Annotated in this window: 13 protein-coding genes and 1 pseudogene; 7 read left to right on the top strand and 7 right to left on the bottom strand. The window is 44.3% G+C overall.

The genetic code is table 11. The features are described 5' to 3' along the window. Positions 1-19: 19 nt before the first annotated feature. Positions 20-919, bottom strand: a complete 900-nt coding sequence (locus EHV08_RS01625) for an RluA family pseudouridine synthase (protein WP_126677691.1) — start codon at positions 917-919, stop codon at positions 20-22. A gap of 465 nt (positions 920-1384) precedes the next feature. Here EHV08_RS01625 and EHV08_RS01620 point away from each other — a divergent pair, with 465 nt between their 5' ends. The 4 genes from EHV08_RS01620 to EHV08_RS01605 all read left to right on the top strand — a co-directional run bounded on the left by EHV08_RS01620 (position 1385) and on the right by EHV08_RS01605 (position 6614). Next, positions 1385-3397 carry a transketolase family protein gene (locus EHV08_RS01620; RefSeq protein ID WP_126677690.1) on the top strand — a complete coding sequence of 671 codons (2013 nt, stop codon included), beginning with the start codon at positions 1385-1387 and terminating at the stop codon, positions 3395-3397. Between the two features lie 86 nt (positions 3398-3483). Beyond that, the gene (rpiB, locus tag EHV08_RS01615; RefSeq protein ID WP_126677689.1) at positions 3484-3927 is read left to right on the top strand and encodes a ribose 5-phosphate isomerase B; all 444 of its coding nucleotides are present in this window, start codon (positions 3484-3486) and stop codon (positions 3925-3927) included. 578 nt (positions 3928-4505) lie between these two features. Further along, entirely contained in the window at positions 4506-4805 is a 300-nt protein-coding gene (locus EHV08_RS01610; protein ID WP_126677688.1) for an HU family DNA-binding protein, read from the top strand. A 234-nt stretch (positions 4806-5039) separates the two neighbouring features. Then, entirely contained in the window at positions 5040-6614 is a 1575-nt protein-coding gene (locus EHV08_RS01605; protein WP_126677687.1) for an Rne/Rng family ribonuclease, read from the top strand. A gap of 75 nt (positions 6615-6689) precedes the next feature. Here EHV08_RS01605 and EHV08_RS01600 read toward each other — a convergent pair whose 3' ends face one another. Both EHV08_RS01600 and rd read right to left on the bottom strand, forming a co-directional pair. Continuing rightward, positions 6690-7163: a nucleoside deaminase gene (locus EHV08_RS01600; RefSeq protein ID WP_126677686.1), complete on the bottom strand. Its 474-nt coding sequence runs from the start codon at positions 7161-7163 to the stop codon at positions 6690-6692. Positions 7164-7377: 214 nt separating this feature from the next. Then, entirely contained in the window at positions 7378-7539 is a 162-nt protein-coding gene (gene rd, locus EHV08_RS01595; RefSeq protein ID WP_125234693.1) for a rubredoxin, read from the bottom strand. Between the two features lie 397 nt (positions 7540-7936). Here rd and EHV08_RS01590 point away from each other — a divergent pair, with 397 nt between their 5' ends. After that, positions 7937-8593: an HAD family hydrolase gene (locus EHV08_RS01590; protein WP_126677685.1), complete on the top strand. Its 657-nt coding sequence runs from the start codon at positions 7937-7939 to the stop codon at positions 8591-8593. 18 nt (positions 8594-8611) lie between these two features. Beyond that, entirely contained in the window at positions 8612-9316 is a 705-nt protein-coding gene (locus tag EHV08_RS01585) for a tRNA 2-thiocytidine biosynthesis TtcA family protein (protein WP_126677684.1), read from the top strand. Positions 9317-9361: 45 nt separating this feature from the next. Here EHV08_RS01585 and EHV08_RS01580 read toward each other — a convergent pair. Further along, positions 9362-9859: pseudogene (locus EHV08_RS01580) on the bottom strand (alpha-amylase family glycosyl hydrolase); the annotation flags it as partial. Between the two features lie 189 nt (positions 9860-10048). Between EHV08_RS01580 and EHV08_RS01575 the strand changes: the two are divergent. After that, entirely contained in the window at positions 10049-10810 is a 762-nt protein-coding gene (locus EHV08_RS01575; protein WP_126677682.1) for an SDR family NAD(P)-dependent oxidoreductase, read from the top strand. Positions 10811-10919: 109 nt separating this feature from the next. Here the strand turns inward: EHV08_RS01575 and EHV08_RS01570 are convergent, their stop codons facing one another. The 3 genes from EHV08_RS01570 to EHV08_RS01560 all read right to left on the bottom strand — a co-directional run bounded on the left by EHV08_RS01570 (position 10920) and on the right by EHV08_RS01560 (position 13357). Continuing rightward, complete coding sequence (locus EHV08_RS01570) at positions 10920-11840, bottom strand: IS256 family transposase, variant Zn-binding type (RefSeq protein ID WP_455430449.1); 921 nt, start codon at positions 11838-11840, stop codon at positions 10920-10922. Between the two features lie 159 nt (positions 11841-11999). After that, a complete protein-coding gene (locus EHV08_RS01565; RefSeq protein ID WP_238988078.1) occupies positions 12000-12845 on the bottom strand; it encodes an IS3 family transposase in 846 nt (281 codons plus the stop codon). Continuing rightward, complete coding sequence (locus EHV08_RS01560; protein WP_126677679.1) at positions 12833-13357, bottom strand: transposase; 525 nt, start codon at positions 13355-13357, stop codon at positions 12833-12835. The genes EHV08_RS01565 and EHV08_RS01560 overlap by 13 nt, the downstream gene beginning before the upstream one ends. Between the last annotated feature and the right edge of the window lie 70 nt (positions 13358-13427).

Below are 13427 nucleotides of genomic sequence, written 5' to 3'. Positions count from 1 at the left end.
ACACCTCGTTCTCCAAGCCTCACATTCTCAATCCTTGAATGAAACTCTGCGGTATAGGAGTGGAAAATTCCATTTTCTCGTGAGTAACAGGATGATAAAAACACAACACGTAAGCATGCAGACAAAGCCTGCCTATGGGGTTGTCGCCATTGCCATACTTCACATCTCCACACACCGGATGTCCCATATCGGCGGCATGAACGCGTATCTGGTTTTTCCGACCGGTCTCAAGACTGAACTGCACGAGCGAATAATTGGCCTGCGTTTCCAATGTGTAGAAATGTGTCACGGCATATTTCCCACCGTTATCAGTGGGTGACGAATATGTGATATAGGCACTGTTGTCTTTCAGCCAGTTGGCAATCGTACCCTCTTTCTGCTCCATTCTTCCCGACAACAACGCAACATAGCGACGGTCATAAACAGCCTCGTGCCACTGATGTTCAAGTGCCTGCTCGGTTTGCATGTCCTTGGCATATATCATAAGACCACTGGTGTCACGGTCGAGCCTATGCACCACATGAGCCTGACACCGCTGTCGTGACTTATGGAAATAGTTATCGAGCACCGCTTTCACGTTAAGCGACGAATGTCCCGCAGCCATAGAAAGGATACCAACGGCTTTATCCACCACCACGATGTACTGGTCTTCATAAACTATTTTCACGTATCTGCTTCGCAAGATGTTGAGATTACGCTTCGTATTGCTCACCGCCACACACATTCCGGGCTTCAACATATAGTCGAACTTTGTAACACACGTCTTGCCTACAAGCACACCATGTCCTTGCAGAGTGGCCTTTATTTTCGACTTGCTCTGCCCTTTCACTTTCTCAAGCAGGAATTCCAGCAGCGGCTGTTCACGCTCAACCTCATAGCGAGTGTAGTCTCCTTTTTGGTCTATAATATTTCTTTTCATTCTCTTTTACCTTATTCCATATAGTACTACCTTTGTCACTTTGTCTCAAGTAACACTGTTTTCGTCAGTCAATTAGTTCTGCAAAGTTACTTTTTTTCCGTGTATCCACAAATTATTTACTTATTTTTATGGCACGAAAACACTGCCATTGCAGTATGATTTGCAACCGAGAAGAAAGTAATTTGGGCGAGATTGGTCGGCAAAATCGCCCAATTTGCTTTTCAATTTCGCCCAATTTGCATGGCAATTTGGCCGAAATTACTGAGATAAGATGTATGAAGCAAGGTTTCACAAGATATGTTTCTATTAAAAAGTGTTATTTCCACACATTACGATAAAAAAAGAATAGTGAAACACCATGTTTTAAATAAAAAAGTCGTAACTTTACACACAAAATCTAACGAACGCCTTAAGAATCCATTGGGAAAAAGGATTGGAAAACATTTAAATTATTCATTACTATATATGAACGAAAAGAAATTAATGACAAGGGCTGCCGACAATATACGCATATTGGCAGCATCAATGGTCGAAAAAGCAAATTCCGGACATCCGGGAGGAGCAATGGGAGGAGCCGATTTCATAAATGTGCTCTTCTCTGAATTTTTGGTTTACGACCCCGACCAACCCGAATGGTACGGACGTGACCGCTTCTTCCTTGATCCGGGTCACATGTCGCCAATGCTATATTCTGCCTTGGCAATGCAAGGAAAATTCTCTATCGAAGAACTGAAACAGTTCCGTCAGTGGGGCTCTCCCACTCCGGGACACCCCGAACGCAAAGTGGCACGCGGAATAGAAAACACCTCTGGCCCGCTCGGTCAGGGACATACATTCGCTGCCGGAGCGGCCGTTGCGGAGAAATTCCTTGAGGCTCGTCTCGGCAAAACACCGATACAGCACAAGATTTACGCATATATCTCAGACGGAGGAGTGCAGGAAGAGATTTCGCAAGGCACCGGTCGCATAGCCGGAGTGCTCGGTCTGAACAATCTCATCATGTTCTTCGACTCTAACGATATTCAACTTTCAACCGAAACGAGAGAGGTTATCAATGAGGACACAGCAGCCAAGTATAAGTCTTGGGGATGGAACGTAATGACCATAAACGGCAACGATGCAGACGAGATACGCGAAGCATTGAACGCCGCACAGAAAGAAGAGAGCCGTCCTACACTAATCATCGGTAAGACCGTAATGGGCAAAGGGGCACGCCGCGCAGACGGAACAAGTTTCGAGGCATGTATCAACACCCACGGTGCACCACTCGGTGGAGAGGCCTATATCAATACCATAAACAACCTTAACGGTGACATTGAAAACCCATTCCGGATTTTCCCGGAAGTGCAGGAACTGTATGCAAAACGCCGCGAAGAACTGAAGAAGATTGTTGCCAAACGTCATGCAGAAGAAGAGGAATGGGCAAAGGCAAACCCTGAGAAGGCCGCAATGCTGAAAGAATGGTTCGGCGGTAACGCTCCGAAAGTGGATTGGAGCGCATGCGTACAGAAAGAAGGCATTGCCACACGTGTTGCCAGTGCCACTTGTTTGGGCATTCTCGCAGAGCAGGTTGGCAACATGATTTGTGCCAGTGCCGACCTGTCAAACTCTGACAAGACCGACGGCTTCCTGAAAAAGACCAAGTCGCTGCAAAAGAACGACTTCGAAGGCGCATTCTTCCAGGCCGGTGTTGCAGAACTCACAATGGCTTGCATGTGCATCGGAATGTATCTGCACGGCGGTGTAATACCGGCATGCGGAACATTCTTCGTATTCTCCGACTATATGAAACCGGCTGTGCGCATGGCAGCACTGATGCAGGTGCCGATAAAATTCATATGGACACACGACGCATTCCGTGTCGGCGAGGACGGTCCGACACACGAACCGGTGGAACAGGAGGCACAAATACGCCTCATGGAAAAACTGAAAAACCATGCCGGAAAAGATTCGGTACGCGTATTCAGACCTGCCGATGCTGACGAAACAACAGTATGTTGGGCAATGGCAATGGAGAACACCGACACGCCTACCGCTCTAATCCTATCGCGCCAGAACGTTGCTAAACTACCCGCAGGCAACGACTATGAGCAGGCTCGTAAGGGTGCATACGTTGTAGCAGGCAGCGATGAGCAGTTCGACGTGATACTTCTTGCCGACGGTTCGGAGGTGAGCACGCTCGTTGCAGGTGCCGAACTGCTTAGAAAAGACGGTGTGAAAGTGCGCATAGTGAGCGTTCCTTCAGAAGGACTTTTCCGCAATCAGAGCAAGGAATACCAAGAGAGCATACTCCCGACAGATGCAAAGGTATTCGGCATGACCGCCGGACTGCCCGTGACACTCGAAGGTCTTGTGGGCAGAAACGGCAAGGTGTTCGGCATGCCAAGTTTCGGTTTCTCGGCTCCTTACAAGGTTCTTGACGAGAAACTCGGATACACGGCAGAAAATGTATATAATCAAGTGAAATCAATGCTATAATAAACAACTCGAGATTTGCAGTCTTACATCGAACGCCGTAGGCAGCAGATTGCGGACAGCAGATTGAGACCTAAAACGTGAATAATATGGAAATAAAGACAGTTGGTGTAGCCTGCGACCATGCGGGCTTTCCTCTCAAGCAGTTTGTAATGCAGTATCTGGAGGAAAAAGGGTATCCTGTAAAAGACTACGGAACATGGAGCGACACGTCAGTTGACTATCCCGACTATGCTCATGAACTTGCCAAAGGTATTGAGAGCGGTGAGGTTTATCCCGGCATCGCTATATGCGGCAGTGGACAGGGCATATCAATGACTCTCAACAAGCATCAAGGCGTTCGAGCCGGAGTATGCTGGAACCCGGAGATAGGGCAACTCATTCGTCAGCACAACGATGCCAATGTGCTCGTAATGCCGGGTCGCTTCGTCGATAACAATACGGCTCGCCAGATAATGGATAAGTTCTTCTCGGTTCCTTTCGAAGGTGGTCGCCATGCACGTCGCGTTGAAAAGATTCCAGTAAGAGAATAGTAATAGAAAATATCATTGACTATAAGGAGTGGGATTCAAACGAAACCTACTCCTTATTTTATATAATGAAGCAGTCGGGATAACTGCAAACAAGAATGCTCGACACCGACAAGCACATTGCAACAAAAAGATACGGCATACAGCCCGTAAGCAATGACCGCGAAACACCTTATTCGTTCCAATAAGTGCCAATATTCTTCCGAAATCCCAATAATGCCCATATTTTAGAAAAAAAACGAAAAAAGATTTTTTTATAACGTAAAAAACTTGTATCTTTGCAACCGCTTTAAACCCAAATCGGTCATTTGAGTCCTTGACTGATTTTGTTCGATTGTTGAGCAGATGTGCTGACTTTTCATCGAAGGCGTAGCGGGCTACGTCGAGATGTAATGGCAGCGCAGATGTCGGCAAGCGGACTAAAGCAGTAAAAGGAAGCATGCTGGCAATAGTAAATCTAAGCAAATGCGTTCTAATAACCGATTTGGGTTAAAATCAGCATGCAATAAAAGCAGTTGATAATAAAGAGATTAATATAGAGAAAGAAATAAATTATTGATTATCATTTAACAAACATCAAGATGACAAAGGCAAATATTATAGAGGAGATAGTTAGTCAGACCGGCATTGCCAGAAAAGACGTATCTGCTACGGTTGAAGCCTTCATGGACGTGATTAAAAGCAGTCTGTTGGACAAGAAAGAAAACGTATATCTGCGTGGCTTCGGTAGTTTCATAGTAAAGCACCGCGCAGAAAAGACTGCAAGAAACATCTCCAAGAACACTACGATAGTAATTCCCGCTCACGATTTCCCCGATTTCAAGCCGGCAAAGAGTTTCGTTGCCAAGATGAAGAGCGAGAACGTTGAGGACGAAGACTAAGAAATAAACTTATTAATTAACATCTAATTATTAACATTATGCCTAACGGAAAGAAAAAGAAAGGCCACAAGATGGCTACCCACAAGCGTAAGAAGAGATTGAGAAAGAACCGTCATAAGAGCAAGTAATCACACTTGCTCTTCTGCTTAGACCACCTTTCTGTTCATCAATCAAGAAGAACAGATACAGAAAAGACTCTCAAAGCGCAAGCGGCGAGAACTAAAAAACAAGACAATGACCAGCGAAGTAGTAATTGACGTCCAACAAAATGAGATTTCAATAGCCTTGCTGGAGGACAAAAATCTGGTAGAATATCAGAGTGAACCCCGCTCGGCTTCATTCTCTGTTGGAAACATCTATGTGGCCAAAGTCAGGAAACTGATGGCCGGACTGAATGCCAGTTTCGTGGATGTGGGATACGAACGCGACGCTTTTCTTCATTATCTTGACTTAGGTGGACAATTCAACTCCTACGAAAAGTACCTGAAACAGGTACAAAGCGACAGGAAAAAACTTTATCCGTTCTCAAAAGCCACCAGGCTTCCGGAGATGAAAAAGGACGGCACCATTACCGGTGTATTGGAGAAAGAAAAGGAAGTTCTGGTACAGATAGTCAAGGAGCCCATCTCTACAAAGGGTCCGCGACTCACGGCCGAACTGAGTTTCGCAGGGCGATTCTTGGTACTGATACCTTTCAACGATAAAGTTTCTGTTTCTACAAAAATCAAAAGCGGGGAAGAACGCGCCCGACTCAAGCAACTCATACAGAGCATAAAGCCCAAGAACGTGGGCGTTATAGTGAGAACAGTTGCTGAGGGAAAGAGAGTGGCAGAACTCGACTCCGAACTTAAAATCCTCTATAAGCGATGGGAGGATGCCATCACCAAGGTACAGAAAACGCAAAATAGACCTCAACTCGTATATGAGGAGACAAGCAGAGTGGTAGCATTGTTGCGCGACCTGTTTAATCCTTCGTATGAGAACATCTACATAAACGACGAACAGGTGTTCAACGAGGTGAAGGAATATGTCACGCTGATTGCCCCTGAAAAGGCAGGTATTGTGAAACTGTACAGTGGCAATGTGCCTATCTTTGACAATTTCAACATCACCAAGCAGATTAAGTCAAGTTTCGGAAAGACGGTGAACTATAAGCACGGTGCTTATCTTATCATCGAGCATACCGAGGCTATGCACGTGGTGGACGTGAACAGCGGCAACCGAATAAAAGCGGAAAAAGGACAGGAGGGAAACGCTCTGGAAGTGAATCTCGGTGCCGCCGACGAACTCGCACGACAACTAAGACTACGCGATATGGGTGGTATCATCATCGTTGACTTTATCGACATGAATCTGGCAGAAGACCGGCAGATGCTCTATGAGCGCATGTGTAAGAACATGCAGAAGGACAGAGCACGCCACAACATACTGCCATTGTCGAAGTTCGGACTGATGCAGATAACCCGCCAACGCGTCAGACCTGCAATGGATGTAAACGTAGAAGAGACCTGCCCCACATGTTTCGGAAAGGGAACGATTAAGTCGAGTTTCCTATTCACTGACCAGTTGGAGCGAAAAATTGACCGCCTTGTCAACAAAATTGGCGTCAAAACCTTATACCTACATGTCCACCCGTATGTTGCCGCATACATTAATCAAGGTTTCATAAGTATGAAACGCCGCTGGCAACTTAAATACGGACTGGGCGTACATATCATTCCTTCACAGAAGATGGGATTCTTGCAATATGAATTCTTTGACAAGAAAAAACAACTCATCGACATGCGAGAGGAACAAGAAGCAAAATAAAAAGAGCCTAATGCAAACATTCAATGCATTAGGCTCTTTTTTTCATTAGCCGTTTTACTAACCAAAATAGCCGGATTAGTATTCTATCTTGTCGGCCTTTGCCGTCCATGCGCGGAAAGCACGCAACGCCTCATCGTGCATTATAAACTGCTGTGGAAGTTCACGCTCATCGTTCGGTTTCTCCAACTCACGGTATATGAATGCATCGCTGAAATTAATGTCTTCGGCATCGTTCTTGTTACAACCACAAAAAACATGCGAAATGCGTGCCCAATAGATTGCACCGAGGCACATCGGACATGGTTCGCAAGAGGTGTATATCGTTGTTCCCTCAAGATTAAACGTATGAAGACGTGAGCAGGCCTCACGAATGGCATTCACCTCGGCATGCGCCGTAGGGTCATTGTTAGCCGTTACGCGATTCACACCGGTTGCAACTATTTCTCCGTCTTTCACTATCACGACACCAAACGGACCGCCACCTTTTTCCACATTTTCAACCGCAAGGTCTATGGCCATGCGCATGAATTTTTCGTTTTGATTTTCCATTGTCTTTCTAATTTGGTTGTAAAGGTAATAAAAAAAGTACGAAAAAACGCACATTATGCACTAAAAACATGCCATATTCAACACGAACACGCAAAAATAAGGCAAAAAGAGCATGAAGCAATTATTCAAATGCAACGCAATTAAAATCCCTCCCGAATGAAAATAACCACAAAAGGGTCTTTCCATAGGGAGGGAATAGGTTGTTTATAAATACTTATTCTGCCTCAGAGAACTCGTCTGTACCAACGCCACAGAGAGGACATACCCAATCTTCCGGCAGATCTTCAAATGCAGTTCCGGGTTCTATTCCATTCTCAGGATCACCAACTTCGGGGTCATACTCATAACCGCATACGTCGCAAACATACTTTTTCATCTTGTTTCGTTTTAAAATTATTAATAATATCTTTGTAAATAATACCGGTATCCTGAATGAATCATTAAGCAAATATTATGCCAACCAATCAGAAACACCTACTTACATTTCGTGGTGCAAATTTAAACAATAATTCCAATAATAAAAAACATTCATACGTTTTTTAATAATAATGAAATAAAATAGGCTAAATTAGTGATAATTTTGGGCAAAATTGATTTCCCGAACAATAAATAATGATTTACCATGAAGCAAAAAAGAGAGAAAAGAAAGTCACCAAACAGATAGTTTTCTACTCTCAGCAACGGTTATTAGCATATTAATTGTTACCTTTGCAAACCTGATTGGAAGTAAGAACCCACTACAGTTTAAAGTTTAACATTTAACATCCAACTTAATGCGCGTATTCATACTCGACTTTGACGGAACATTAGGCGACACCACAAACATCATTGTAAAGACCATGATGCAGACAATCGACGAACTACATCTGCCAAAACGCACACGCGAACAATGCACTGCAATGATAGGACTGCCTCTGAAGCAGACTTTCACGGAACTTTATCAAGACTTTGACCACACGGTTGTGGACGATGCTTTGGGAGACAAGTGCGTGAAAGTATATCGCCGACTGTTCGACATCAACAATACTCAAGGTGCTGTATCGTTGTTTCCGAATGTCAGAGAGACACTACACGAACTGCACCGACGTGGCGCAATGCTCACCATTGCAAGCAGTCGTGCAAGCGACACACTTATCGGATATGTGAAAAGTCTGCACTTAGAAGACATTATAACATACATTGTTGCAGCCGACAACGTGAAACACGCAAAGCCACACGCAGAACCGGTGCTCAAAACAATATCCGAAAATAACTTGCGACCGGAAGACTGTATCGTTGTGGGTGACACCCGATTCGACATCCTCATGGCACACAATGCCGGAGTGAAAGCGTTAGGAGTGACCTACGGAAACGGCAAACGCGAAGAACTGGAGGCTGTAAACACCGAGTATATCATTGATGATTTCCGTAAACTTCTTGAGTTGTTCTGAAAGAGATAGAGATAAGGAATGAGAAAGGAAGAAAATCCGGAAGAGCATATTTACCGCCTTTTCAATGATGCACTGAAACGTTATTCATTGATTGAAGACGGTGACCGTATCCTCATTGCACTATCCGGCGGGAAAGACTCGATGACACTGCTACGGCTGATGGCGCGAAGAGTGCGCATATTCAAGCCTCGCTTCGAGTTTGAAGCGGCTTTCGTTAAGATGCGAAATATTCCATATCAGTGCGATGAAGACTATCTGCGCGACTTCGCCGAGTCTTTGGGAGTGAGACTGCACGTCTTTGAAACGTCGTTCGACGAGAGCACCGACGAGCGTCACACACATTGTTTCCTGTGTTCATGGAACCGCAGGAAGATGCTGTTTGCCGCAGCCAAAGAACTAAAATGCAATAAGATAGCATTGGGGCACAATAAGGATGACATAATGGAAACCGCACTAATGAACCTCACTTTCCAAGGTCGTTTCTCTACAATGAAGCCAATGATGAAGATGGAACGTTTCCCCATGACGCTGATACGCCCCTTGTGCCTCATACGTGAACATAATGTGCTGGCATTTGCCGAGGCTGAAGGATTCAGGAAACAGTTGAAAAATTGCCCTTACGAAGACGCTTCACACCGCTACAACATGAAAGAAATCGTGGCACGACTCGATGAAATGAACCCGGAATTCAACTATTCCATATTCCGGGCAATGGGACTTTGAAATACGGTCAGTCTAATGTAAGTTTGTCCTTAAACCTTTATATTATTATTGCACCACTTTAAACCTCACTCTGAAACTCTTTTTCATCTCGTCCCAATTGGTTCCGAGAAGTTCAAAACGTCCTATCTGCGATGTCGAGCGCACATGTTTTCCGATGCAAGGGCAAACGTCGTAGTCGCCGATTCTCACCAAACGTATTGTTTCTGAGGCATCTTCCGGCAGACGCTCGAGCGAGAGTCGCGAGTCGGGCGAACCGTCAGGGGCTTCCATTACCATTCCTTCAAGTTCGGCACGCGTAACATATTCGTACACAACCGGCATGTCACGCTCTATCAGTGCGTTCATTTCCTGCTCTATTTCACGCTCTTCATGACGGTCAGGCTTATGGTCGAGGATATACGAAATCTTGCTTTTCTTCCTCTCCACATGAGCGTTGTTAGAGCGTTCGCACCCGAACATTCGTTGCATAAGTTGGTTAAGCAGATGCTCTGCGGTGTGTGCCGGGGGGAACTCCTCCTTGTTATGCTTGTTCAAAGTGTATTCGTCTGCCATTACAATAAAATAATTTTATTATTCATCTTTCTGTTTGCAAATATACATAACATTTCTTAAACTACAATGATATTAGTCTAAAGAAACACGATTTTATTCATACGAAATGGCATTATATCAGTTTTTTTATCTAATTTTGCAATCGTGACATTTATAATAATTCATAAAACATAAATTACCATGAAACAAAAAATAGCATTGATTACCGGTGCGACGAGCGGTATTGGACAGGCTTGCGCACGCCGATTTGCGCAGAACGGATACGCAGTTATTATCACCGGGCGTAACGAACGGAAACTCAGCAATCTTAAAAAAGAGTTGGAAGAGTCGGGAACAATGGTTCTGTCGCTGATATTCGACGTACGAGAGAGCGACAAGGCAGAGGCCGCAATCTCTTCACTGCCGGAAGAATGGAAAGCGATTGATGTTCTTGTGAACAATGCCGGACTGGCTCTCGGTCTTGACAAGGAGTACGAAGGCGACCCGACAGACTGGAACACTATGATAGATACCAACATAAAGGGACTGCTAACGATGACCAGATTGGTTGTGCCGGGTATGGTGGCACGCAACAAGGGGCACGTGGTGAACATCGGTTCGGTAGCCGGTGATGCTGCATACGCGAACGGAAATGTGTACTGTGCCACAAAGGCTGCGGTGAAATTAATCACCGACGGACTGCGAATTGATGTGGCAGACACGGCCGTCAGAGTGACAAACGTTAAGCCCGGACTGGTTGAAACGAACTTCTCTAACGTGCGTTTCCACGGCGACAATGCCCGTGCAGAAAACGTATATAAAGGAATCAAACCGCTCACAGGCGACGACATAGCCGATGTTGTGCTATATGCTGCCAATGCTCCTGATCACGTTCAGATTGCCGAAGTACTGGTGTTGGCCACCCATCAGGCCAGCGGAAGCGTTATTCACAGGGAAAGTTAAATCGCGAAAGGCGAAAAACGAATTCGGGCTTATATGACAAAAATGTGCTTATTTTAGAGTCGTTCTCTCTTATGTGACAAAAATGTGCTTAAAAACTCCCATTCCCCTTTTATTTTTTAGGGGAATGGGACTTTATAAAGTCCTGAATGAAGATCTTTCTTCTTTCCGTACTGATTCCCTTGTGTAGGTTCAATTTTGTCTTTAAATCTGCATTAAGTGATTCAATAGCATTGTTGGTATTTGGTATCTCCAACTCAGGGTAATCATAGTATGTCCACAAACACGACATATTCCTTTTAAGGCTCAAAAAAGCACTACGTAGAGTTTTATGAGTATAATGTGATTTACCATCTTCTGTTGTTGTTCGTTCCTTAAGAAAATCCTCCCATTTAGTATACCATTCTTCTAAAGCCCCAATAAAGGACTCTTTGTCCGTATGACATAACATCTTGGATATTGCAAGCAGTTCTTTAGAAGCCTCAAGTTTGGGTCTTGAGGTTAGTTTTGTCTTTATAGTCATTACTTGATGGAACTGGCATAATTGGAATTTATAATTGGGGAAAGCTTGTCTAAGTCCCTTAAAACCATCGCATACAAGACCTTGAATGGTATATCCAAGTAATTCCAAGTAGCTTATGCCCTCTTTGTAATCTTCAAGACGTTCATGCCTATTGATAAACTTAAACCAAAGTACATCACCAGACAATGAATCCTTCATAATAACTACACCAAAATTACGTCCCCAATAGGTGACATCCATTAAAACCACTACCGGACGAACAAGAAGGTTGGGCAGTTCTTCTTTATAAGATTTGGTGAGTTTCCTATAAATAGTCCTGGTTGAAACTCCGTACTCCTCTGATAGATCTTTGATTGTAAGATTACCCTTGGAATAACGATTGTTAACAATGGTATTTGTAAGACGCTTATGTCCGACAAAGCTCCTCTTACAGCACTTACAATACCAGCGTTGACAACCATTAAGATGACCACGTTTTATAGTCGATTTTGAGCCACAATAAAAGCAGATTTTTTGCCATAAAAATATAAATAGAACAAAGATAATGATTATTAGACAGTTGCAAGGATTTTAAGCACATTTTTGTCATATAAGCCAATATCGATTATAAAAAATGGAGGGTGTGTCAAAATGAAGTGCCCCCAAGAAGTTGGACGTTAAACACGTTATTTATTCCCTAAGGTATTGAGCTCGGTATTGCACCGGGCTCATTCCTTTCAACTTCATTTTTATCCTTTTATTGTTATACCATTCAATATAATCCTTCAAGTCCTTCTTGAAAAGCTCCATGGACTTATAATTGTTCGCATAGAGCAGTTCTGACTTCATTAGTCCGAAGAAGTTCTCCATGACGGAGTTGTCCAGACAGTTGCCCTTGCGTGACATGCTTTGCTTGATTCCATGTTTCTGCAAGGCATCCTGATAACTTTTGTGCCGGTACTGCCATCCCTGGTCAGAGTGAAGTATCGTCCCCCGGTCCTCTGGCAGCTTGTCTGTAATTGTAAAGACCTCATCCGGCATGTTGTTTATCTGTGAGAGATCAGCCCTGTCGGATATGTCATAGCCCAGCACCTCACCGTTGAACAAATCCGGTACAGGCGAGAGGAAACTTTTCTTGTCTCCTATGGCAATCCGGGATACGTCCGTGACAAGTTTCTGGTAAGGCCTGTCTGCCTTAAAGTCTCTATTAAGGACATTAGGGGCAATCTTGCCTATCGTGCCCTTGTATGAGCGGTATCGCTTCTTGCGCATCAGGCACTTCAGGCCCTGTTCCTTCATCAGCCTTTCCACCGTCTTGTGATTGATGGCAATGCCTTCGTTATGGAGCTGCATGGTGACACGGCGATAGCCGTAACGGCCTTTACTCTCATGGAATATTTCACATATACGCTTCTTCTCCACCTCATATCTGTCTGCCCTCCCAAGGGCTTTCAGATGGTAATAGAATATAGAGCGAGCCATCCCCTTGATCTCCAACAGTAACTCGAGACCATACTGCGGCCTTAATGTCTGGATGGCCTGTGTCCAGAACCTCGCTGCCAGGACTCCTCTTCTTCCATTAAGGCCTTTGCTTTTTTTAGCAGGGCATTCTCGGCCTCAAGCCGGCGTACACGGGTCTGAAGCTTCTCTAATTCTGTCTCTGGCTCTTTCTTCTTTGGGCGTCCCATATCTTTACTTGGTCGTCCGCGATAGCCATGACGAAGCAATTCCTCATAACCGCCGTGCTTGTACTGACGAACCCAACGGCATACACTGGCAAAACTAACGTCATACTCTACGCAAATCCGCCACAAAGGTAAGCAATCTTTTTCATATTCTTCTATTACGGATCGCTTTAATTCGTTTGTGACCTTTCTTTCCTTGAATTTTTCCAGACCATCCATACCATATTTCTCATATCTGCCAAACAGAATATAAAGATAATGGTCACGGACATGAAAACATTTCATCAACTCACACATGCTTGATCCTGACTCGTGCAAGCGGATGATTTCTTTCTTTTCTTCTAAACTGTGATGTCTATACATAATGAACCCCAGAAGTATTATGTCTAACTTCTGGGGTTCACTTCATTTTGACACACCCTCTTATTTATTG

Origin of the sequence: Prevotella koreensis (genome assembly GCF_003977605.1) — a bacterium.
Taxonomy (GTDB): Bacteria; Bacteroidota; Bacteroidia; order Bacteroidales; family Bacteroidaceae; genus Prevotella; species Prevotella koreensis.
The sequence above is the reverse complement of the archived record's forward strand: the minus strand, read 5'-3'. Positions and strand labels throughout refer to the sequence as shown.